We start from the raw sequence: 23,815 nt of genomic DNA, 5'->3' as shown, positions 1-23,815 counted from the left end.
AAACCGTCGCGTGCAGGCCTGCGGTGACTGGTTCCGCAGCGCGACGAGGGTGTATCCTGATCGGACGATCCAAGCCCGGGGGCAGCAATTGCCCGATCCGTGGGGGGCTTCGATTTCGCAGCTGGCGCGCCTTCGATGTCCAGGCGTGCCGTCAATGGAAAGATGATGCAGCCGGGGGAGTGTATCGTGCGAATTGTCCGTCTCGCCGCAGCGTTGACATCGGCCTTGGCATTCACCGGCGGCGTGGTTCACGCCCAGGAAGCAGCAACGGCTGCGCCAGGTCAGTCTTCACCCGCACCCACTTCGACTCCCGCGCAGACGACGCCATCGCCGCCGCCGGGCGGCGTCGTTCCGCCGGTACGCGATCGCGATGCGGCGGCCGTGCAGACGGTCGCAGTACGCGGCTTTCGCGTCAGCGGCGTCGGCAGCCATGCGCAACTCGGCATCACGCCGGCCAGCATCCAGGCACTGGCCGATGCGCAGTTCCGCGAGCTGGCCGCAGGCGCGGGCACGGCCGAGTTGAGCTTCGCCCAGATGCAGGGCGTCGCCGACAAGATCACCGAGCGTTATCGCACCGCCGGCTTCATCGTCTCCAACGCGTTCCTGCCGGCGCAGACCATCGGCTCCGACCAGGTCGTCGGCATCCAGGTGCTGGAAGGGCAGATCGGCAAGATCATCGTCAAGGGCACCAAGCGCTATCGGCCGGACGTGATCTCGGCGGCGGCGCAGGAATTGCGCGGCAAGCCCCTGCTGAAGAGCGACGTCGATTCCGCCTTGCTTTATGCGCGCGACCTTCCCGGCGTCACCGTGGCCTCGACCTTCCAGCCCGGCGAGCAGACCGGCGACACCGACCTGATCATGATCGCCCACGAGAAGCGGCCGGTTCAGTTCACTCTCGGCGCCAACAACTACGGCACCGACCTGACCGGCAAGTACCGCGTGCAGGCCGGCGTGGAATGGGCCAATCCGCTGCACCTGGGCGACACCTTCACGGCCAACGTCGATTACGCGCTCGACCCCAACGACAACATCTACGGTGCGCTGACCTACCGGGTGCCGTTCACGAGCACGCCGGGGTTGTCGGCGGTGGTCGGCGCCTCGCGCAACGAGCTGCAGATCAATACCGGCACCTTTGCCGCGCTCGACGTGAAAGGCCCCAGCTCGCTCTACTACGGCGGCCTCGACTGGAAGTACATCAATCGTGACGACCTGCAGCACGTGGCCACCCTGCACCTGCTGAGGGAACGCTCCCAGCTCGACAGCCTGGGCTTCCACCTGTCCGACGAGAAGTTCACGGTGGCGGAAGCCACCTGGGGCATGCTGCATACCGATCGCCGCTTCCACGGCGTGGACATCATGCAGGTGGCCCTGCGCAAGTCGATCAGGGACGATTCGCGCGAGCCCGACCTGATCAGCCCGCAGCATGACCGCAGCTTCCTCGTCGCGAAGCTCTCCTACACCCGGTTGCAGTTCCTCACCAAGTCGCAGCGCCTGAACTTCAAGTTCATCAGCCAGTACACCCGCGACGCGCTGGTGCCGCTGGAGCAGTTCGCGATGGGCGGCCCGGACAGCGTGCGCTCCTACCCGATCGCCGACGCACTGCGCGACCGCGGCTTCTACACCGCGCTGGAATACCACGTCGATGCTCCCGGTTTCGGCGACAAGGTGTCGCCGTTCTACGGCAGGCCGTGGCGCGAGCTGCTGGAGTTCGAGGTGTTCTACGACTACGCCAGGGGCTACTCGGCCGGCGCCAACCGCATGACCACGCCGGACAGCGCGGAGCTGAGCGGCGCCGGTGCGGGCTTCATCTTCCGCCTGCCGCGATTCAAGCAATTCGAGCTGCACTTCGACGCGGCCAAGACCACCAGTTCGCAGAACGCGTCCAACGGCAAGGGTTTCCACATCTATACCCGCTTCAGCTTCACGTTCTGAGGGATGACGACGACATGAGCAAGCACATCAGCACCCGGCGTGAATCGCGCAACGGCGCTTCCGTGGATCGGATCGCACGCTTGCCCTCCGGCAGCCTGCCGCTGCACAAGACCTGGCCGATCAGCTTGTGCATCGGGCTCGCGATCGGCTCGATCGCCGTCAGTCCTGACGCCTTCGCCGGCGGCCCCACCGGCGGCACGGTGGTCGGCGGCACCGGCAGCATCACCCAGAACGGCAACGAGACGGTGATCAACCAGATCTCGCAGCGACTGGCGCTGAACTGGGAGACATTCAACCTCAAGGCCAACGAATCGGTGCTGTTCAACCAGCCCGGCCGCTCGGCGGTGGCGCTCAACCGCATCCTAGATCAGAACCCCAGCCAGATCTTCGGCAAGATCAACTCCAACGGTCAGGTCTTCCTGATCAACACCCACGGCATCATCTTCGGCGCCACGGCACAGATGAATGTCGGCGGCCTGATGGCCAGCACGCTGGACCTCACCCCGAAGGATTTCCTTGCCGGCAACTACAGCCTCAACGCGGTCGGCGCGGGCGCGGGCATCGTCAACCACGGTCTGATTCAGGCCGCCAGCGGCGGCTCCGTCGCACTGGTCGGCGGCAGCGTGGCCAACGACGGCGTGATCCTGGCCAACTACGGCAGCATCAACCTCGACGGCGCCGAACACGCCGTACTCGACTTCGACGGCAACGGCCTGATCAACATCCAGATCACCGGCGAACTGAAGCAGCGCCTGGACGACAAGGAAGCGGCAGTCAGCAACTCCGGCACCCTCAAGGCCGAAGGAGGCACCGTGGTGCTGCAGGCCTCGGCAGCCAAGGATCTGTTCACCAACCTGGTCAACAACTCCGGCGTGATCGACGCCAGCGGCATCAGCACCGACGGCGGCGTGGTGCGGCTGGCGGGCAACGGCGGCAATGTGCAGAGCAGCGGCAGTGTCACCGCCACGGGTGACCATGGCGGGCGCATCGAATTGCTGTCGGACCATGACGTGATGGTCACTGGCGGCACGGTGGATGCTTCAGGTCGCCTGGGTGGCGGAGCCATTCGCGTCGGTGGCGGCATCCGTGGAGGCGAAGGCCTCGCCGTGGCCGCGCGCACGTACATCGGGCCGGATGCGTCGCTCAACGCCGATGCAACCGGCAAGGGCGACGGCGGCAGCATCGCCGTGTTCTCGCGCGACAACTCGGTCATCGCCGGCGGCTTGTCCGCGCGCGGCGGCATTGACGGCGGCAACGGCGGTTTCGTCGAGACGTCGAGCCACGGCGCGCTCACCATCACCGGTACGCCGCAGGTCTTCGCGCGCAGCGCCGACGGGTTGGGCGGCAACTGGCTGATCGATCCGAACAACATCACGATCGTCGCGGGCGGCGGCAACACCAAGATCAATGCCGCCAACCCCTTTGTGTCGACCAACGACGGAGCGTCGCTCGGCGTCGACCTGATCACCGCCGCCTTGACCGGTGGCGCCAGCGTCACGGTCACGACGGGTACGGGGGGCGCCAATTCCGAAGCTGGCGACATCACCCTCAATGCCGACCTCGACTACAACGGCAAGGGAACCAACTCGCTCACGTTCAATGCGGCGAACGACATCGTCATCAACAACAAGATATTCGATTCGGTGCTTGGCGGCGACGTGCTGAACCTGTCGTTGCTCGCCGGCCGCAACATTTCGCTCAACAACGACATCTCGCTGGGCGGTGGTACGGCCACGCTGACTGCGACTGCCGGCAGCATCTCGCGCACTGCGGGCACGATTTCCGGCAGCGCCCTGACTCTCACGGCGGGCGGCACCAATGGCGCGATCGGCGCATCGGGCGCCATCCAGACGGACGTCGACAGCATCGTGTTCAGCGCGAAGGGTACCGGCGCGGTCAACATCGTTGACGCCAATGGCGTGAATGTCAGCGGTACCGCCGGCAGCGGCAACGTCGGCATCACCACCACCACGAGCGATCTGGGCGTGGTGGGTTCGGGCATCGTCACCGCCGGTGGTGCGGTGACGCTCGGAGCCGCCGGCGGCGGCGCGCGCATCAACATCGGCACGGGCGTCGCAGTGGATACCACCAATGGTGTCGCTACCGGCGCAAACGTCAGCCTGGTTGCAGACAACGCCGACATACTCGGAACCATCAATGCCGGCACCGCCGGTATCGTGGCCATCCGGCAGGCTACGGCGGGACGGCTCATTTCGCTGGGCCCCGACGCTCCGTTTCCCGCAGATCCCCAGCTTGGCGTGACGAGTGCCGAACTGGATCAGATCACCGCCAACACGATCGTGATCGGTGACGCCAACAGCGGTGACCTGGCTATCACGGCGGCCATCGCTCCGGCCCACGCCACCACCCTCTCGCTGAATACCGGAGGGACCATCTCGCAAGTGGGGGGAGCCACCATCACGGTCGGCACCCTGACTGGCAGCTCGGCCGGTGCCACCACGTTGGGAGAGGCCAACCAGATCGGCAATCTCGGAAGTTTCACCGCCTCAAGCTTCAGTCTGACCAATGCCGCTGCGCTCACGCTTGTCGGCAACGTGACGACCAGCGGAGCACAAACCTACAACACGGCATTGGTGTTGGGCGGCGACCGCGTGTTGAGCGGCAGCGACATCACCTTTGCCTCGACTGTCGACGGCACGCATGCGTTGACCGTGAACGCCAGCGGAATCACCAGGTTCGACGCTGCGGTCGGCGGCACGACGGCGTTGACCAGCCTGATCACGGATGCCGCCGGCAGCGCCACGTTGAGTGGCAATGTCGCCACCAGCGGCATGCAGAGCTGGGGCGACGCGCTGACGCTCGGTTCCAATGTCATGCTGACTGGAACGACGATCAGCCTGGCGGCCGTGACAGGTGCCGGCAACAACCTGACGGTGACCGGCAATGCGGTGCTGGCAGGGGCGGTGGCTGGTGTGGGCGTGCTGCAGGTCAGCGGCACGACGAATCTCAATACCGCCAGCGTGAGCACCAGCGGTGACCAGGCCTACAACGGCTCGGTGACGCTGGGTGCCAATGCAACGCTGGCCAGCAGTGGCAGTGGCACGATCGGCTTCGGCTCCACGGTGAATGGCGCGCACACGCTGGCGGTGAACACCGGCGGCGCCGCCAGCTTCGGCGGCGCGGTCGGCGCAACGACGGCACTGACCAGCCTGACGACGAACAGCGGCACGTTCAGCGCGGTCGACCTGACCGTCAACGGCCCGTTGTCGGTCACCACCACGGCCGGAGGGATCACGCAGGGAGCCGGTTTCTACACGGTCAACGGAACATCGACTTTCAACGCCGGCAGCAACGCGATCACGCTGACCTCGCTCAACGACTTCATCGGTGCGGTGAGCCTGACCGGCGGCACCACGCAGATCACCGATGCCAACGCGCTGGCGCTGGGTACCTTGCAAACAGGCAGCCTGACGGTCAGCAGTGGCGGAGCGCTTGACCTTGGCCATGGTTCGGTTGCCGGCGACCTGTCGGCAACTTCAGGGACGTCCATAACGCTCAATGGAGCGCTTGCCGGACTCGGCAACGTGGCGTTCAGCGGATCTGCGCCAAGCGGTACTGGAAGCATCGCCGGCACCGGATCGATTACAGGCATCGGTGGGTCACCGTTTGCGCTTTTCGGCGCCAACCAGGGCACCTCCGGCGGGATCAGCTTCACGGGTTTCATCGCGGCCGACGCCACGGCGGTCACCGGTGCTGCGGGTTTCGACGATGCCAGCAAGGTCAGCCAGGGCATGACCTTCGTCAACGCCACCAGCGTGGGCGGCAGCGGCACGATCGCGAACGTGGTCGGCAGCTTCGCCGACAACACCGGGACCTCGTCGGCGAGCGGCATCGTCTACAGCGGCTTCGATGCGGTGACGGGCACCGGCGGCAGCGTGACCGGCGTGACCGGCAGCTTCAATCTCGGCACGAAGGTGTCCAGCGCGTCGACGCTCGACTACAGCGGCTTCGGCGTCACCACGCTGACCGGCAGCGGGGCCGGTGCCACGATCGCGGGCAGCGGCCAGACCTACACGCTGGACAACACGGTCATCGACCAGGGCAGCAGTGGTGGCGTGACCTGGACGGGGTTCGGCAACATCGCCGATACCAGCGGCACGGTGGCCTTCGGCACCGGCGGCAGCGTCAGTGGCAACGTGACGGCGGCGACGCTGAACTACGGCAGCCACAGCGGTGCCGTGACGTTCGACCTGGCCGATGGCAGCGGCGCGACCACGGGCATCGGCGGGACGTGGGCGGGCGTCACGGCGGTCACGGGCAACGGCAATGGGGCGATTACGGGCAGCAGCACCTTTGCCCTGAGCGGAGCCAACGCGGGCTCGGCGGGCGGTGTTGCCTTCACCGGCTTCACGGCCGCCGACGCGGCGACCATCACCGGTGCCGCGGGTTTCAACAGCGCGGCCAAGAGCAGCCTCGGCATGACCTTCGCCAACGCCACGAGCGTGGCGGGCAGTGGCGCGATCACGAACCTGGGCGGCACCGCGTTCAACCTGAGCGGCACCAAGACGGGCAATGCCGGCGGTGTCGGCTATAGCGGCTTCACCGCGGCCGACACGACGACGGTCACCGGTGCTGCGGGTTTCGACGATGCCAGCAAGGTCAGCCAGGGCATGACCTTCGTCAACGCCACCAGCGTGGGCGGCAGCGGCACGATCGCGAACGTGGTCGGCAGCTTCGCCGACAACACCGGGACCTCGTCGGCGAGCGGCATCGTCTACAGCGGCTTCGATGCGGTGACGGGCACCGGTGGCAGCGTGACCGGCGTGACCGGCAGCTTCAATCTCGGCACGAAGGTGTCCAGCGCGTCGACGCTCGACTACAGCGGCTTCGGCGTCACCACGCTGACCGGCAGCGGGGCCGGTGCCACGATCGCGGGCAGCGGCCAGACCTACACGCTGGACAACACGGTCATCGACCAGGGCAGCAGCGGTGGCGTGACCTGGACGGGGTTCGGCAACATCGCCGATACCAGCGGCACGGTGGCCTTCGGCACCGGCGGCAGCGTCAGTGGCAACGTGACGGCGGCGACGCTGAACTACGGCAGCCACAGCGGTGCCGTGACGTTCGACCTGGCCGATGGCAGCGGCGCGACCACGGGCATCGGCGGGACGTGGGCGGGCGTCACGGCGGTCACGGGCAACGGCAATGGGGCGATTACGGGCAGTAGCACCTTTGCCCTGAGCGGAGCCAACGCGGGCTCGGCGGGCGGTGTTGCCTTCACCGGCTTCACGGCCGCCGACGCGGCGACCATCACGGGCGCTGCAGGTTTCGACGACATTGCCAAGACCAGCCAGGGTATGACCTTCGTCAACGCCACCAGCGTGGGCGGCAGCGGCACGATCGCGAACGTGGTCGGCAGCTTCGCCGACAACACCGGGACCTCGTCGGCGAGCGGCATCGTCTACAGCGGCTTCGATGCGGTGACGGGCACCGGTGGCAGCGTGACCGGCGTGACCGGCAGCTTCAATCTCGGCACGAAGGTGTCCAGCGCGTCGACGCTCGACTACAGCGGCTTCGGCGTCACCACGCTGACCGGCAGCGGGGCCGGTGCCACGATCGCGGGCAGCGGCCAGACCTACACGCTGGACAACACGGTCATCGACCAGGGCAGCAGTGGTGGCGTGACCTGGACGGGGTTCGGCAACATCGCCGATACCAGCGGCACGGTGGCCTTCGGCACCGGCGGCAGCGTCAGTGGCAACGTGACGGCGGCGACGCTGAACTACGGCAGCCACAGCGGTGCCGTGACGTTCGACCTGGCCGATGGCAGCGGCGCGACCACGGGCATCGGCGGGACGTGGGCGGGCGTCACGGCGGTCACGGGCAACGGCAATGGGGCGATTACGGGCAGCAGCACCTTTGCCCTGAGCGGAGCCAACGCGGGCTCGGCGGGCGGTGTTGCCTTCACCGGCTTCACGGCCGCCGACGCGGCGACCATCACCGGTGCCGCGGGTTTCAACAGCGCGGCCAAGAGCAGCCTCGGCATGACCTTCGCCAACGCCACGAGCGTGGCGGGCAGTGGCGCGATCACGAACCTGGGCGGCACCGCGTTCAACCTGAGCGGCACCAAGACGGGCAATGCCGGCGGTGTCGGCTATAGCGGCTTCACCGCGGCCGACACGACGACGGTCACCGGCGCTGTGGGCTTCGACAGCTCGGCCAGGAGCAGTCTCGGCATGACCTTCGCCAACGCCACGAGCGTGGCGGGCAGTGGCGCGATCACGAATCTGGGCAGCACCGCGTTCAACCTGACCGGTACCACGGCAGGCAACGCCGGCGGCATCGACTACAACGGCTTCACCTCAGCCGACACCACCACGGTCACCGGTGCCGCGGGCTTCGACTACACGGCCAAGACCAGCCTGGGCATGGCCTTCGCCAACGCCACGAGCGTGGCGGGCAGTGGCGCGATCACCAACCTGGGCAGCACGGCGTTCAACCTGACCGGCATCATGGCAGGTACGGCAGGCACCACCAGCTTCAACGGCTTCGACGCGGCCGACACCACGGCCGTCACCGGCGCCGCAGGTTTTGACAGCTCGACCAGGAGCAGCCTGGGCATCGCCTTTGCCAATGCCACGAGCGTGGCGGGCAGCGGCGCGATCACGAACCTTGGGGGTACCGCGTTCAATCTGGTCGGCACCAAGACCGGCAATGCCGGTGGCGTCAACTACAGCGGCTTCACCGCGGCCGACACCACGTCCGTCACCGGTGCCGCCGGTTTCGACAGCGCGGCCAAGAGCAGTCTCGGCATGACCTTTGCCAACGCCACGAGCGTGGCGGGCAGTGGCGCGATCACGAACCTGGGCGGCACCGCGTTCAACCTGAGCGGCACCAAGACGGGCAATGCCGGCGGTGTCGGCTATAGCGGCTTCACCGCGGCCGACACGACGACGGTCACCGGCGCCGTGGGCTTCGACGACAACGGCAGGACCAGCGAGGGCATGGCCTTCGCGAACGCCACCAGCGTGGGTGGCAGCGGCTCGATCGCGAACGTGGTCGGCAGCTTCGCCGACAACACGCGTATCTCGTCAGCTAGCGGCATCGCGTACAGCGGTTTCGGTACGGTTACGGGCACCGGCGGCAGCGTGACCGGGGTGACCGGCAGCTTCGATCTCGGCACGAAGGTGTCGAGCGCCTCGGGCATCGACTACAGCGGCTTCAACCTCACCACGCTGGCCGGAAGCGGCGCCGGCGCCACGATTGCCGGCAGCAACCAGACCTACAACCTGACCGGCACAGACGCCGGCAACAACGGCACGCTGAGCTGGACGTCGTTCGGGAACCTGAGCGACAGCGGTGCCGGCACCTTCATGTTCGCGAACGGTGCGGGCGTGTCGGGCATGCTGACTTCCGCTGCCGCAGGCACATTGGATTACAGTGCGTACACGACCGCGGTGAATGTGGACCTGGGAGGCACGGCGACCGGTACCGGGGGCTGGAGCGGGATCACCGCGGCGAAGGGCGGTTCTGCCTCTGACACGATCAGCGGCAGCAGCCAGATCTACAATCTGACCGGCCTCAATGCCGGCAACAGCGGCACCGTGAGCTGGACCTCGTTCGAGAACATTGCCGATGCGGGTATCGGCACGTTGACCGCCAGCAACCAGACCTGGAGCCTGACCGGGCACAACCAGGGCACGGCGACCAATCTGGCAGGCGCCTTCTCCGGCATCGGCAATCTGATCGACACCGGCACCGGCCACTTCCTCATGCACTCGGGCGCTGACGGGGACATCTCCGGCAGCCTCGACGCCGGCATCGACGGAAGCCTGGACTATTCGGGCTACACCACCGCGGTCAACGTGAACCTTGCCGGTGCGGGCTCGACAGGCGTAGGCGGTACAAACTCCGGAATTTCAGCGGTAACGGCGAGTTCGAACCTCGGCATCAGCGGCAATGCGAGCAACGGGCTGACGATCACCACGACGGGCGCCGGAACCACCACAACCCTGGGCGCGACCACGGTCGGAGGCGATCTGAACATCACCGCCAGTGGGGCGGTCTTGCAGACCGGCGGTGCGCTGAGCGTTATCGGCACGAGCACCATCCATGGCGGTTCGAACGCGATCACCCTGACAGGCGGCAGCAACGACTTCGGCGGCACGGTGAATCTCACCGGCGGTGCCACCCAGATCAATGACCTCAATGCACTGACCCTTGGCACGGTGAACACCGGGGCGCTGACGGTGAGTGCGGGCGATCTCACCCTGGCTGGTGCGGTCAATGGCACGGCGGTCAGCCTGACCTCTTCCGGCGCGATCAGCGAAGGCGCAGGCGGCAGCCTCACGGCCACTTCGCTGACCGGTCATTCGGCCGGTACGACGACCCTTGCCGGGACCAATCACATCGGCTCGCTGGGCAGCTTCAGTGCGGCGGGCTTCGCGTTGATCAACGCCCAAGCCTTGACGGTGAATGGCCCGGTAAGTGGCGGTGCGGGTACCGCGCTGACCACGACCGCCGGCAACCTGACGATCAATGGTGCAGTGAGCGGCACCACGACAACGCTGAATTCCGCCGGTGGGATCAGCGAAGGCGGCAGTGGCAGCATCACGGCAGGCACCTTGAGGGGTCAATCCATCGGTGCGACTGCGCTCAACGGCGCAAACCACATCGGCACCTTGGGCAGCTTCAGTGCGGCGGGCTTCGCGTTGACCAACGCGCAGACCCTGGTCGTGGGCGGCACCGTCGACGGGGGGGCCAGCACGGCGTTGACCACGACGAGCGGCGACCTGGCGATCAACGGTCTGGTGAAGGGCGCCACCACCACGCTGGTCTCGGCGGGCGCGATCACCGAAGGCGCCGGCGGCAGCATCACGGCGAACCTGTTGACCGGTCATTCGATCGGAAACACCACACTCGATGGCAACAACCACATCAACATACTGGGCGGCTTCAGCGCAGACTTCAGCCTGACCAACGGTCAGACGCTGACCGTCGAAGGCCCGCTCGATGGTGGCCCGGTCGTGGCGCTGACCACGACGGCCGGCGACCTGATCATCAATGGCACGGTGACCGGCGCCACCACCACGCTGACCTCGGCCGGTGCGATCATCGAAGGCACCCATGGCGTCATCACCGCCGATAACTTGACCGGCAGCTCCGCTGGCAGCACCAGCCTGCTCGGCGCCAACCAGGTGGCAGCCCTGGGCGCATTCGTCAGCGGTGGCGACTTCGCCTTCAACACCATCCGGACCTTGACGGTGAATGATGCACCGTCGGCCAATGGTGGTGCCGGCGACCTTACGCTGACGGCCAGCGGGGCGAACTCGGACCTGATCCTGGCCAGCACCCTGACCGGCAACACGGTTACCTTGGGTGCAGGCCGCAATATCAACCAGACGGCTGGTGCGATCCATGCGAACACGTTGACTGGCAGTTCGGTCGGCAGTACCGCGCTCGGTGGCGCCAACCACATCGGCACGCTGGGCAACTTCACGGCGGCGAACTTCGCGCTGACCAACGCGCAGGCGCTGGCGGTGACGGGCTCCGTGGACGGCGGCGCGAGTACTTCGCTGAAGACCACCAGCGGCAATCTGGCGATCAACGGCACGGTGAAGGGCACGACCACGACGCTGGCCTCTGCTGGCGCAATCACCGAAGGCGCCGGCGGCAGCATTGTCGCCGGCATGTTGACCGGCAGCTCCGCCGGTGCCACCACGCTCAACGGCGCCAACCGCATCGGCACCCTGGGAGGCTTCACGGCCGCCAGCTTCGCCTTGACCAACGCACAGACATTGGCCGTCAGCGGCACACTGGATGGCGGCGCCAGCACCTCGCTGAAGACCACCAGCGGCGATCTGGCGATCAATGGTCCGGTGAAGGGAACGGCCACCTCGCTCACCTCGGCCGGCGCGATCACCGAAGGCGCGGCGGGCGTCATCACGGCCGGCACCCTGACCGGCAGTTCGGTCGGCGCGACCACGCTCAACGGCGCCAACCAGATCGGCACGCTGGGCAGCTTCACGGCAGCCAATTTCGCCCTGACCAGTGCGCAGGCGCTCACTGTCGACGGTCCGCTGGATGGCGGCGCCAGCACTTCGCTGAAGACCACCAGCGGCGATCTGGCGATCAACGGTTCGGTGAAGGGAACGGCCACCACGCTCACCTCGGCCGGCGCGATCAGCGAAGGCGCCAGCGGCATCATCACTGCCGGCACGCTTAGCGGCAGCGCGGTGGGTCCGACCGTGCTGGGCAGCGCGAGTTCGCCCAACAAGAACATGGTCGACACGCTGGGCAACTTCACTTCGCTGGCCGGCTTCAGCATGACCAACGACAAGACGCTGACACTGGCGTCGGTGGCCGGCAGCGCCTTCACGGTGAACGCGGGCACCTCGCCGTTCTACCTGTCGGTGACCCATGGCGACCTGTTCCAGCTCGGCACGACACCGCTGTATGACGGCATAGGCGTATGGGGTTCCACCGGGCGCCTGGGTTCCAGCTCCCAGCCGATCTACGTGGTGGGCACGGGCCTGCAGAACATCGCCAACGTCGGCCTGCCGCCCGCTTACTTCTATGCGGTGGACAGCTCCGGCAACCTGCTGCCGCTGGGCGGTGGTTTCGCCATCAACGTGCCGACCGCCTCCGGTGCGGGCAGCGCGCAGAACGGCAACCACGGCGACTCCTACATCGACCCGAGCGTGATCACCGCCAACTACCGCTCGTACGGCATCGTGCCTTCCGGCGTGCGCCTGCCGCCCGACCAGCAGAGCGGTTGCGATCCGGATCAGCCGGACCAGGCCGCCTGCCAGGACCCGGACGCACTGGGCATGGTCATGCCATGGCCGAAAGCGCCGCAGTGACCGGCATCGGCAAACTCGGCGCAGGCATCGCGGTGGCGATGCTTGCGCTGGGCCTGACCGGCCCCGTCGCGGGCCAGGCAGCGCCGCAGATCGCGCCGCGGCTGACCGGGGAACTGATCATCACGCAGCTGGACACGGCGCAACACGACCTCGCCGCACGTGCGACCGGGTCGCCTGGCTCCAGTCTCGCGGCAACCAGCCAGAAGCTGGCCGACCTGGGCCGGGACTTGCGCAAGGCGCTGGGCAAGGATCTGGCCAAGCCGATCGACATGCTGGGCAACGACGAGAAGGCGCAGGCCTACCGCGCCGAAGCCGCCGTGCAGCGCACGCAGGCGTTCCTGGAGGCCAGCAAGGGCTGCCTGGGCCAGGATGTCGCCGCGATGGCGGCTGCACTGGCCCGCACCGTGGCGTTGAAGGCGGCCGCCTCCGGCGGGTCGAAATTGCCGCCGGTGATCAATGGCGTGGAGACGCTGGATCGACGCCCGCTGTTCGTCCTGCATGGCGCCGGCGCCGGGGCAGCGTTCGCGCTGACCGGGGAAAACCTGCTTGACGCACAGTGCGCCAGCCCGGTGGTCAGCGCGACCGACGCACAGGGCAAGCCGCAGGCGGTGCAGCCGGTGGTGACCGGCGTGTTGCCCAATCGCATCGAATTGAAATTGCCTGCCGGTGCGCTGCCATCGGGCAGCTACGTGCTCAACGTGGTGGCGCAGCGCAAGGTGTTCCTGATGGGCTGCACGGCGCAGCCGCCCACCTCGGCCGCGCTGGAGGTGGCGCCCGCGCCGAAGGTCTCGGTGAGCTACGCGCTGACCCAGATCTGCCCGGCGCCCGGCGGCGGACAGGGTCGCGCCATGCCGGCGGTCACCGGCAGCATGCCCGAGGGTGTAGGGCGGGGCACGGTGGCCAAGTACGTCACCGTCGACGGTTGCGCCGATCCGCTCAGCTACGCGATCAGTGCGACGGTGACGTTCGGCGACGGACACGGCAGCACGGTGGGGCCGATCAGCCAGATCGCCTCGGCCGGCATCACGGCCGGGCTTCCGGGCGGCCTGTCGCTGAGCTGGGACCCTTCGGTGCACCAGCTCGTGGTTCGCCCCGCAGCCAGCAGTTGCAAGGGCGTTTACTGACGAGGCGCCGCGCCCGCCGGACTTGTTCCCGGCGGCGGGCTATTCGTCTTCCGGCGTACCCGACACCACGCGCAGTTCGGAAATGCCGCCCGGCGCGAGATCCCTGAGCAGGTCCATGAAATCCATGCCGACCAGCCGCTGTGCGCGCCGCAACAGCAGCGGTACCGGGCTGGAGGGTTCGCAGCGCGTGTAGTAGTCGCAGATCTCGTCGAGCCGGCGCATCACGTCCTGCGGCCCGGCGATCGGACCCGAGGCCCGCGCCGCGTTCGGTGCACCACCCTCCGCGCCGCCTTCGCCAGCCCCTTCGCCTTGCACTTCGGCCGGCAGTCGACGCGCCAGCTGCGGGTCGAGGAATTTCTTCAGCTCGTAGATGTCGCTGAGCAGGTTCTTGAAGTCCGGACCCATCGTGCCGACGTGGTCGTTGAACAGGGCGTCGATGGCCTTGGCATGCTCCAGTGACTCGCTGATCGCGGCGGTGGTCTGGACCAGCTCCTCCTCCGCGCAATCCATGCAGCACGCTTCCATCTCGGTGATGCTCGGCTCGGGGCCGTCGCCGGGCGTGGTGACCTTCAGCGTGCCGTTGGCGATGCGCAGGTCGCGCAGGCTGAAACGGCCCATGCGCGGCGACTGCACGAACGGCGTGGTGCGGAAATAACCGAGCACACCCTGCAGGTCGTTCAGCGGCACCACCGCGTTGACGCGCATGGTCGGGTCGTTGTCGTCCTCCGCGTCCAGCTGCGGATGCACGGTGTCCCAGAATTGTTCCAGCAGGCCGCGGATCAGCCCCAGCCCGGCGCTCCAGCCGGGCATGCCGGAGCTGCGCATCCAGGCCGTGGTCAGGTGCACCGCCGGGCGCAAATCCTTGGAGCGTTGCAGGATCGCCTCGGACAGCTCGACGACTTTCTCCCAGTCCGGCTCCTCGGCAGCCTTGACCGCGTCGCCCACGGCGCGCTCGGCCTTGGGCGCGGCGGCGCGCTCCAGGGCGAGAAACTCCGGGTCGTACTCGAGATCCGGTCCGGCCGGCGATTCGTCGGATACCGGGGCCAGCAACGGCTCCAGATTGTATCGCGCCATGGATCTCCCCCCGTGGTCGAATGGTCCCCCATTATCGCCCATCGGCGGCGCAAAACCAGTCGCAGGCGTGGTGGCCGGCGACGCCGGGATCAACGTGCAAAGCGGCGAATCCAGGCCACGTAATCATCGACGAAACCTTGCAGGAACTTGCGCGTGGAGTCGTTGGCGACGCTGCCGTCATCGGCGATCAGGTCCTCCTTGAAGTGGATGAATACCTCCGGCTGGGCCAGCGTGGGCACGTCCAGGTAGGCCAGCACGTTGCGCAGGTGCTGCTGCGCCATCGCGGTGCCGGTCGAGCCGATCGAGGTGCCGATCACCGCCGCCGGTTTGCCGGCGAACGAGTTGGTGCCCCAGGGGCGCGAGGCGATGTCGATCGCGTTCTTCAGCACGCCCGGGATCGAGCGGTTGTACTCGGGCGTGACGAACAGCAGCCCGTCCGCCCCTTCGATATCCTTCTTCAGCCGCGTGGCGGTGGCCGGGTAGGCGGCGTCGAAATCCTGCGAGTACAGCGGCAGGTCGTTGATCTGGATGTGGCGGAACGCAAGGTCGCCCGGTGCCAGTTTCTCCACTGCCCGGGCCAGTCGGCGGTTGAACGAATCTGCACGCAGGCTGCCTACCAGCACGGCAATCTTGATCTGGCTCATGTTCGGCTCCTCGTGGGGATGTGGAAGAATGGACGTCCAGCCAATGTACTGCGCCGTCGGGTTAAAAGCGCATGAACCCGGCCGCACCCGCGCTGGCAGCCTGTACTCTTTGCCGTTCGCCGCAGCGGCCGCCTTTCATCGACCGAATCGAATCGCCATGCAATCCATCGAAACCCTGATCGACGACGCCTTCGAGCGTCGCCACGCACTCACCCCATCCGAGATCGAAAGCCATCTGCGGCCGGCCGTGGGGCAGGTGCTCGACCTGCTCGAATCCGGCGAGCGCCGCGTCGCCGAGCCGGACGGCCACGGCGGCTGGACGGTGAACCAGTGGCTCAAGAAGGCCGTGCTGCTGTACTTCCGCATCAACGACAACCGCGTGGTCGACGGCGGCCCGGCGCAGGCGTTCGACAAGGTGCCGCTGCGCTTCGCCCACGGCAATGACGCCGAACTGCAGCAGCTCGGTGCGCGCGTGGTGCCCGGCGCGCTGGTGCGTCGCGGCGCGCACATCGCGAAGGATGCGGTGCTGATGCCCAGCTACGTCAACATCGGCGCCTGCGTCGGCGCCGGCACCATGGTCGACACCTGGGCCACGGTGGGTTCCTGCGCGCAGATCGGCGCGGGCGTGCACCTGTCCGGCGGCGTCGGCATCGGCGGCGTGCTGGAGCCGTTGCAGGCCAACCCCACCATCATCGAGGACGGCTGCTTCATCGGCGCGCGCTCCGAGGTGGTCGAGGGCGTGGTGGTGGAGAAGGGCAGCGTGATCGGCATGGGGGTTTTCCTGGGCCAGTCCACCCGCATCTACAACCGCGCGACCGGCGAGGTGAGCTACGGCCGCGTACCGGCCGGCAGCGTGGTGGTGGCCGGCAGCCTGCCGGCGAAAGACGGCTCGCACAGCCTGTACGCCGCCATCATCGTCAAGCAGGTGGATGAAAAAACCCGCAGCAAGACCAGCATCAACGACCTCCTGCGAGCTGCCACATAGGAGCCCGCTCGCGGTCGATGCCCTGGCGGGCATCGGGATTCGGGATTCGCAGAAGCAAGAGCATCGCCCGCGAGCGGGCTCCTACAGGAAGGAAGATCGGGATGACGACTGTTTATGGATTGCCCACTTGCGACACCTGCCGCAAGGCGCGCAACTGGCTGGTCCGCTTCGAGGTGCCGCATGATTTCGTCGACTACCGCGCCAACCCGCTGCCGGCGTCGACGCTGAAGGACTGGGCGGCGCAGCTCGGCGGCTGGGAAAAGCTGGTCAACAAGTCCTCCACCACCTGGCGCAACCTGCTGCCGCAGCGCAAGAACCCCGGCAGCGACCCGGAGTGGACACTGCTGCTGAAGGAATATCCCGCGCTGATCCGCCGTCCGGTGGTGGTGCGGGACGACGGCACGGTGAGCGTGGGCTTCACCGACAACGGCTTCAAGAAGCTGTTCGGGCGCTGACGTGTCGATGCGGCTTTCGAAGATCGGGTTGGTGGCGACGATCGCACTGTGGCTGGCGCTGGTCGCGTTCGGCAACCTCACCGACTACGGCAGCAACCTGGTCTTCGTGCAGCATGTGCTGGCGATGGATTCGATCTTCCCCGACGCCGCCATCCACTACCGCGCGATCCATGCACCGCTGCTGCAGCATGCCGCCTACGTTCTGATCATCGCCGCCGAAGCACTGGCCGCCGTCCTGTGCGGCGCAGGCGCCTGGCGCATGTGGCGCGCGCGCCGTGCGCCTGCGACGGCGTTCCGGTGCGCCGGTCAGCTCGCCGTGGCCGGCCTGGGCGTCGGCGTGCTGTTGTGGCTGGGCGGCTTCATGGCGATCGGCGGCGAATGGTTCGGCATGTGGATGTCCACGCAGTGGAACGGGCTGGGCAGCGCGTTCCGCTTCGTCGTCGTGTTGCTGCTGGCGCTGGTCTGGCTCGGCCAGCATGACGACGAGCTCGGTGATTGACGATGACCCACGGCCGCACCCGCCGCTTCCGCAACAACCTGCGCATCGAGCGCGACAACGCCGCGCTGTACGCGCGGCTGGCCGAGCTGGCCGACGACCCGCAACTTCAGCACGCCTACCGGCGCATCGCCGCGGGCGAGCGCGGCAATGCGCAATTCTGGGAGGCGCGCCTGCGCGAACTGGGCGAGGCCGTGCCGCGGCAGCGGATCGGCCTGCGCGTGCGCGCGCTCAGCTGGTTTGCGCGACGCTTTGGCACCGAGTTCGTGATGCCGACCGTGGTGCGGTTGGCGCACGCGGATCATGAGGCCACGCCGGTCGACCGCAGCGGCCACCGCGACCACTTTCCGTTGCCGCGTCCGGCCGGTCCGCACGGGTTGCGCCATCGCGCGCAGAGCGGCAACACCTTGCGCGCCGCCGTCCTCGGCGCCAACGACGGGCTGGTGTCCAACGTCAGCCTGGTGATGGGCATGGCCGGCGCCGCCACCGGCGATCGCGCCGTGCTGCTGGCCGGCCTGGCCGGCCTGGTCGCAGGCGCGTGCTCGATGGCCCTGGGCGAGTGGCTGTCGGTCAACAGCTCGCGCGAGTTCTACCAGGCGCAGATCACCGAGCGCGCCGAACGCCTGGCGGTGGCCCCGGAAGATGGCCGCGAACACATCGCCGGCATCTATCGCGACAAGGGGCTGGAACCGGCGGCGGCCGAGCACCTCGCCGAACACGTGACCGAAACGCCGCGCGCGGCGCTGGACATGCTGGTGCGCGAGGATCTCGGCGTCGACCCGGCCGAGCTGGGCGGCTCGGCCTACGGCGCGGCGACCTCCTCGTTCTGCCTGTTCGCCTGCGGCGCGCTGTTTCCGGTGGCGCCGTATTTCTTTCTGGGCGGACAAGCGGCATTGCTGGCCAGCGTGGCTTCCACTGCTGGCGGATTGGCGCTGATCGGTATCGGCACCTCGCTGTTCACCGGGCGCAGCATGCTGTTCTCGATCGCCCGGCAATTCGTCATCACCAGTGTCGCGGCCGCGATCACTTTTGGCGTGGGGCATTTGCTGGGCGTGGTGCTGAGCTAGCTTGGTATGCTGCGGCATCCCCCGGCACTGCGCAGGAACCCCATGTCCGACGTGCTCGAACTTGCCCGCGACCTCATCCGCCGTCGTTCGGTGACGCCGGAAGACGCCGGTTGCCTGCCCTTGATCGGCGAGCGCCTGGAACACGCCGGCTTCCGCGTCGAGCACCTGCGCTACGGCGAGGTCGACAACCTGTGGGTCACCCATGGCGCCGCCGGTCCGACACTGGCCTTTCTCGGCCACACCGACGTGGTGCCCAGCGGTCCGGAAGCCGCGTGGCAAAGCCCGCCGTTCGAACCGACCATCCGCAATGGCCGTCTATACGGCCGCGGCGCGGCGGACATGAAAGGCTCGGTGGCGGCGATGGTGGTCGCACTGGAGCAGTTCGTGGCCGCGCATCCCGATCATCGCGGCCGACTCGGCCTGCTGCTGACCAGCGACGAGGAGGGTCCGACCAATCTCGACGGGGTGCGCCGCGTGGTCGAGCATTTCCGCGGGCGCGGCGAGCGCATCGACTGGTGCGTAGTGGGCGAGCCATCCTCGAAGGAAACACTCGGCGACCTGATTCGCGTCGGACGTCGCGGCTCGCTGTCCGGCACGCTCGTCGTGCGGGGCGTGCAAGGCCACGTGGCGTATCCCGAGAAGGCGCTCAACCCGATCCACGCCTTCGCTCCCGCCCTGGCCGAACTCGCCGCCGAGCGCTGGGACGAGGGCAATGCGGGTTTCCCGCCCACCTCGTTCCAGGTCTCCAACCTCAACGCCGGCACCGGCGCGAACAACGTGATCCCCGGTGAACTCGTCGCGCTGATCAATTTCCGCTACTGCACCGCCAGTCGCGCCGACGACCTGCGCGCGCGCACCGAGGCGATCCTGCATCGCCATGGACTCGACTTCGCACTCGACTGGAATCTCTCCGGCGAACCCTTCCTCACCCCGCCCGGCGGCGTGTTGCGCGAAACCGTGGTGGCAGTCTGCCGCGAGCTGTGCGGCATCGATCCCGAACAGAGCACCGGCGGCGGCACCTCGGACGGCCGCTTCATTGCCCCGATGGGTGCCGAAGTTGTCGAGCTCGGCCCGGTCAACGCCACCATCCACAAGGTGGACGAGTGCGTGGACGTGGCGGAGCTGGAGAAACTGCCGGCGGTGTATCGGGCGTTGTGCGAGCGGTTGCTGGCCGGGACCTGAGCTGACGATGACGCTTCAACAGGCGAGTCTCGACCGCCGTTGCGGTGCCTGCATCAGGCAAGTCAACGCATCCGGATCAGCGCCTCAATGTCGTGGTTGGCCATCCGCATCTCGCCGCACCGTCGGCGGCGTGGCCTCGTGCGGCTGGCCGCCCTTGAGCCCCTGGCGGAAATCGGCGATGGCGCTGCCGAGGTCGCGGCCGACGTTGCGCAGCTTGCCGGTGCCGAACACCAGCAGCACCAGCACCAGCAGCACGATCCAGTGCGAAAAACTGTTCAGTCCGAGCATGGGTGAATTCTCGTCAGGGAAGGGGGTGGGCTGGCGTCGCCGGCGCGGCAGATGCAGCCGGTGAGTGCAGCGTGGCGGGCAGGGCGGAGGATGCCGCGGGTGCGGCCAGGCATTGCAGCGGGCCACGCGCGCCGGCGGCCTGGGCAGGGCAGCGGTAATCCAGCGTGGCCACCAGCGCGGGCGTGACTTCGTCGAAAGCGAGCACGGCGCCGCCGTGTTGGTGCACGAAGGCTTCCGCTGCCGCGCGGCTGGCGAATGGCGCCAGCGTCGGTCCCATCGAGCCGGGCAGCGGCTGCCAGGCCACGTAGAACGCGCGGCGCGCGTCGATGAAGCTGGCCGCGGCATGGCTGGGCTGGCGCCAGTCGATATGCGCGCTGTCCTGCACGTACAGCTCCTGCAGCGCGGACTGGTTCTCCGGTTGCAGCACGTAGGCGAAGAAATCGCGGGTGGAGTCGAACACCAGCGGCTTGGTGCGTCCGCTCACCCAGGCTTCCGCTCGGGGTCCAGGCGAGCCGTCCAGGTACATGCCGCACACGGCACAGGCGTCGTCCGGGTGGGTGTCGACCGCGTGCTGCGCAGGCGCGTGGCCGCCGTCGCAGCCGGCGAGCAGGGCCAGCGCAAGGGCCAGCGCGGCCGGGCGGGTGCAGCGGAGCGTGGGGTGGATGCGCATGCGGTTCTCCTCAGACTTCCTTGCGCCGGAACGCGAACAGCGCCCACGCAAACGGCAGCACCGCCCAGGCCAGCATCGCCAGGCCCAGCAGCAGCGGCGGGTAGCCGTGGTGGGCAGTCATGCCGGTGAGCAGGTCGTTGCCGGCGCCGTCGCCCAGCGCGGTCAGGTTGACCAGGCGGAACACGTCGACCGGGTTGAGCAGCAGCAGGTACGGATACACCGCCCGCTCGACCGGATTGCCGCCGCTGACCACCAGCAGCGCCAGCAGCGCGAGGTCGAACAGCACCACGCTGGCGAGCCAGCCGATCAGCGCCAGGCCGGCGGCGCGCGACTTGTCGGCGGTCTGCACGCTGATCAGGCAGGCCAGCCCGACGAAGCAGGCGCCCAGCAGCGAGGCGCTGAGGATGAAGCGGCCGATGTGCAGCCACGCCTGCAGCGTCTGCGCGGGCGGCTGCATCCACTGCATGATCGCCACGGCCACGCCGAAACCGGCGAGCGTGGCGGCGGCCAGCGCGCCGCAGTGGCCGAGGAACTTGCCGGCCACCAGTTGGCCGCGTGAGAGCGGGTAGCTCAGCATCAGCAGCAGGGTGCCGTCGTCGCGCTCGCCGACGATGGCGTCGTAGGCGATCAGCAGGCCGATCAGCGGGATCACGAACGCGCCCAGCGTGGTCAGGCTGGCCAGCGTGGCGTCGAACGAGGTGAAGCCCACGCGCCCGGCCGCGGCGCTGCCGAACCAGGCGATGCCCAGCGCCAGCAGCGCGAACAGGATGGTCAGCGCCACCGTCCAGCGGTTGCGGAAGTCGTCGCGGAACTCCTTCCCGGCGACGGTCAGCACGGTGTTCATGCGCAGACCTCCGCCGTGGTGTGCTGGCCGGCGCCCAGCCAGTCGTAGAGCTGCGCCAGGGTAGGCTCGCGCACGTCGAGGTCGGCCACCGCGGGGTCGGCCAGCAGTTCACGCAGCACCGGCAGCTTGCCGGCGCGCGGCACTTGCAGTTCCAGCAGGCCGTCCGGGCGCAGCAGTGCGGGCAGGCCGCGTGCGTCCAGCCGGACCAGCAGCCCACCGGCAGCGTCCTCGCGCGGGCGCAGCAGCAGGCGTGCGGGCAGCGCGGCCTGCTCGCCCAGCGCGTCGAGGCTGCCGGCGGCGAGCAGGCGGCCCTGGCGCAGGATCAGCGCGCCGTCGATGTGCGGCTCCAGCTCGGCCAGCAGGTGCGAGGAGAGCAGCACGCTGCGCCCGTCCGCGCGCAGCTCGCCGACGATGCGGTACAGCTCGCGCGAGGCCTGCGGGTCGAGCCCGGTGGTCGGCTCGTCCAGCAGCACCAGTTCCGGCGAGCCCAGCAACGCCTGGGCCAGGCCCAGGCGCTGGCGCATGCCCTTGGAGTAGCTGCCGATGCGCCGGTCGGCGGCGTGCGCCAGGCCCACGCGCTCCAGTAGCGCCGCGACCTGGCCGCGCGGCGCCTGCTTCAGCCGGGCCAGGTAGTCGAGCAGTTCGCGCCCGCTGAGGCTGGCGTAGAAGGTGGCGTTCTCGGGCAGGTAGCCGATGCGCCGGCGCAGCGCGTGCGCGCGCCACGGCGACTGGCCGAGCACATCGAGCCGGCCGTCGCTGGGCGCGATCAGGCCGAGGATCAGCTTGATCAGAGTGGACTTGCCGGCGCCGTTGTGGCCGAGCAGGCCGATCACCCGGCCGCGCGGCACGCAGGCGCTGATGCCGTCGAGCGCGGCCAGCGTGCCGTAGCGCTTGGCCAGCGCCTCGAATTCAATCGCGTGGTTCATGGTCGGGCCGGAAGGAGGAGGGGGCTTTCATCAGCGGGCGGCTGTCCTGCACCGAGGGCGGCGTGAACACGGGGAACGCGCGCTGCACGTAGCGCAGCAGCAGCACCGCGGGGCTGGACATCAGGTTGCGCGCGGAGGGGTATTTCCACAGCAGCACGTCGACGCCGTCGTTGGGGCGGAACGGCACGTCGCCGATGCCGTCGGCGTCCAGGTCCCAGCCGAGGTAGTCGCTCCAGAAATTGCCGCGGCCGCGCTCGGACCACTCCTGCGCCAGGTTCTGCACGTACTTCACCTGGATACGGTTGTCCACGAAGCGGTTGCCCCACAACCGGTTGTTCTCCGAACCGGCGGTCATGTGGATGCCGATCTGCGAGTCGGCGGCGAGGTTGTCGTGGAGGGTGTTGAACTGCGACAGGTAGACGAACAGCCCCTTGCCCTCGGTGCCGTCGATCAGCCCGCCCCGGGTGTCGCGCTGGCCGTTGATGCGGCGTACCTGGTTGCCGGCGATCTCGCTGTGCGAGATGTAGTTGAGCAGGAAGCCGTAGGATTCGTCGTCCTCGGCGGTGTTGCCGATCACCTTGAGGTGATCGGACGACATCAGCGCGTAGCCGGCCAGGTTGCCGCGGCTGATATTGCCCAGCAGCAGGTTGTGCTGGGAATACATGTAGTGGATGCCGTAGCGCACCTCGTGCACCACGTTGCGCGCGATGGTGTTGTGCGGGCTGACGTAGACGTAGATGCCGTCGCGCGAGTCGGCCACGTCGTTGCCCTCGATGGTGCAGCCGGTGTCGTTCCACAGGTGGATGCCGTCCCCGCGGTCGGCCACGCGCAGCGAGCGCATGCCGCGGATCACGTTGTGCGCGACGCGCACGTTGGCCGCGCCGTCGAGGTAGACGCCGAACAGGCTCTGCTCGATGTGGTTGCCCTCGAGCGTGACGTCGCGCGCCTGGCGCTCGACGAAGATGCCGGCGTTCATCGCGGTGAGATCGGTGCCGCTATGGCGGATGGTCAATCCACGCACGGCGACCTGCGCGGCGCCGATGCGCACCACGTCGCCTTCGCCGCCGCCGTCGAGGATCGCGCCGGGTTCACCGACGAGGGTGATGGGTTTGTCCAGCCGCAGGTGCACCGTGTGCACGCCGGCCGGCACGTTGATGGTGGTGCCAGGCGCCGCCGCGGCCACAAGCTGCTCCAGCGACTCGCGCGCATGCACCGGTGCCGCCAGCGGTAGCGCCAGCGCCAGGGCGGCAAGGAAACGAAGCGTATCCATGGGACGGAGAATCCGGCCGTGCCGCCGCGCACTGC

At 68.2% G+C, this 23,815-nt stretch carries 15 protein-coding genes; 8 read left to right on the top strand and 7 right to left on the bottom strand.

The annotated features are described in order from the left end of the window. Nucleotides 1–162: 162 nt before the first annotated feature. The 3 genes from ACVCMG_RS04755 to ACVCMG_RS04745 are packed head-to-tail and all read left to right on the top strand — an operon-like array spanning nucleotide 163 to nucleotide 13,879. The gene (locus tag ACVCMG_RS04755) at nucleotides 163–1,932 is read left to right on the top strand and encodes a ShlB/FhaC/HecB family hemolysin secretion/activation protein (RefSeq protein WP_447099477.1); all 1,770 of its coding nucleotides are present in this window, start codon (nucleotides 163–165) and stop codon (nucleotides 1,930–1,932) included. Nucleotides 1,933–1,946: 14 nt separating this feature from the next. After that, nucleotides 1,947–12,755 (top strand): filamentous hemagglutinin N-terminal domain-containing protein, encoded by a 10,809-nt coding sequence (locus ACVCMG_RS04750; RefSeq protein WP_447115393.1) that lies wholly within the window; start codon nucleotides 1,947–1,949, stop codon nucleotides 12,753–12,755. Further along, complete coding sequence (locus ACVCMG_RS04745; protein ID WP_395117328.1) at nucleotides 12,734–13,879, top strand: hypothetical protein; 1,146 nt, start codon at nucleotides 12,734–12,736, stop codon at nucleotides 13,877–13,879. Before ACVCMG_RS04750 ends, ACVCMG_RS04745 begins: the two co-directional genes overlap by 22 nt. 39 nt (nucleotides 13,880–13,918) lie before the next feature. Here ACVCMG_RS04745 and tssA read toward each other — a convergent pair whose 3' ends face one another. Next, nucleotides 13,919–14,953: a type VI secretion system protein TssA gene (gene tssA, locus ACVCMG_RS04740; RefSeq protein ID WP_395117330.1), complete on the bottom strand. Its 1,035-nt coding sequence runs from the start codon at nucleotides 14,951–14,953 to the stop codon at nucleotides 13,919–13,921. An 89-nt stretch (nucleotides 14,954–15,042) separates the two neighbouring features. Then, entirely contained in the window at nucleotides 15,043–15,597 is a 555-nt protein-coding gene (locus ACVCMG_RS04735; RefSeq protein WP_395117332.1) for an NADPH-dependent FMN reductase, read from the bottom strand. 28 nt (nucleotides 15,598–15,625) lie between these two features. Here ACVCMG_RS04735 and dapD point away from each other — a divergent pair, with 28 nt between their 5' ends. The 5 genes from dapD (at nucleotide 15,626) to dapE (ending at nucleotide 19,782) form a co-directional block, all read left to right on the top strand. Next, the gene (dapD, locus tag ACVCMG_RS04730) at nucleotides 15,626–16,582 is read left to right on the top strand and encodes a 2,3,4,5-tetrahydropyridine-2,6-dicarboxylate N-succinyltransferase (RefSeq protein ID WP_395117334.1); all 957 of its coding nucleotides are present in this window, start codon (nucleotides 15,626–15,628) and stop codon (nucleotides 16,580–16,582) included. Between the two features lie 101 nt (nucleotides 16,583–16,683). After that, nucleotides 16,684–17,037: a Spx/MgsR family RNA polymerase-binding regulatory protein gene (locus tag ACVCMG_RS04725; RefSeq protein ID WP_395117336.1), complete on the top strand. Its 354-nt coding sequence runs from the start codon at nucleotides 16,684–16,686 to the stop codon at nucleotides 17,035–17,037. A gap of 31 nt (nucleotides 17,038–17,068) precedes the next feature. Then, nucleotides 17,069–17,536 (top strand): DUF2165 family protein, encoded by a 468-nt coding sequence (locus tag ACVCMG_RS04720; RefSeq protein ID WP_447115004.1) that lies wholly within the window; start codon nucleotides 17,069–17,071, stop codon nucleotides 17,534–17,536. Nucleotides 17,537–17,538: 2 nt separating this feature from the next. After that, a complete protein-coding gene (locus ACVCMG_RS04715) occupies nucleotides 17,539–18,600 on the top strand; it encodes a VIT1/CCC1 transporter family protein (RefSeq protein WP_447105834.1) in 1,062 nt (353 codons plus the stop codon). Between the two features lie 42 nt (nucleotides 18,601–18,642). After that, the gene (gene dapE / locus ACVCMG_RS04710; RefSeq protein WP_447115003.1) at nucleotides 18,643–19,782 is read left to right on the top strand and encodes a succinyl-diaminopimelate desuccinylase; all 1,140 of its coding nucleotides are present in this window, start codon (nucleotides 18,643–18,645) and stop codon (nucleotides 19,780–19,782) included. Between the two features lie 84 nt (nucleotides 19,783–19,866). Here the strand turns inward: dapE and tatA are convergent, their stop codons facing one another. Genes tatA through ACVCMG_RS04685 form a run of 5 tightly spaced genes read right to left on the bottom strand, consistent with a single transcriptional unit; the run spans nucleotide 19,867 to nucleotide 23,780 of the window. After that, nucleotides 19,867–20,070 (bottom strand): twin-arginine translocase TatA/TatE family subunit, encoded by a 204-nt coding sequence (gene tatA / locus ACVCMG_RS04705; protein WP_447105836.1) that lies wholly within the window; start codon nucleotides 20,068–20,070, stop codon nucleotides 19,867–19,869. Between the two features lie 13 nt (nucleotides 20,071–20,083). Then, entirely contained in the window at nucleotides 20,084–20,740 is a 657-nt protein-coding gene (locus ACVCMG_RS04700) for a nitrous oxide reductase accessory protein NosL (RefSeq protein ID WP_447105837.1), read from the bottom strand. Nucleotides 20,741–20,750: 10 nt separating this feature from the next. Then, on the bottom strand, nucleotides 20,751–21,584 hold the full coding sequence (locus ACVCMG_RS04695) for an ABC transporter permease (protein WP_447105838.1): 834 nt from the start codon (nucleotides 21,582–21,584) through the stop codon (nucleotides 20,751–20,753). Continuing rightward, nucleotides 21,581–22,510 carry an ABC transporter ATP-binding protein gene (locus ACVCMG_RS04690; RefSeq protein WP_447115002.1) on the bottom strand — a complete coding sequence of 310 codons (930 nt, stop codon included), beginning with the start codon at nucleotides 22,508–22,510 and terminating at the stop codon, nucleotides 21,581–21,583. Before ACVCMG_RS04690 ends, ACVCMG_RS04695 begins: the two co-directional genes overlap by 4 nt. Next, complete coding sequence (locus ACVCMG_RS04685) at nucleotides 22,494–23,780, bottom strand: nitrous oxide reductase family maturation protein NosD (protein WP_447115001.1); 1,287 nt, start codon at nucleotides 23,778–23,780, stop codon at nucleotides 22,494–22,496. The genes ACVCMG_RS04690 and ACVCMG_RS04685 overlap by 17 nt, the downstream gene beginning before the upstream one ends. Between the last annotated feature and the right edge of the window lie 35 nt (nucleotides 23,781–23,815).

The organism is Rhodanobacter sp. UC4451_H18 (assembly GCF_052978225.1).
This window is presented reverse-complemented; position numbering and strand designations above follow the sequence as displayed.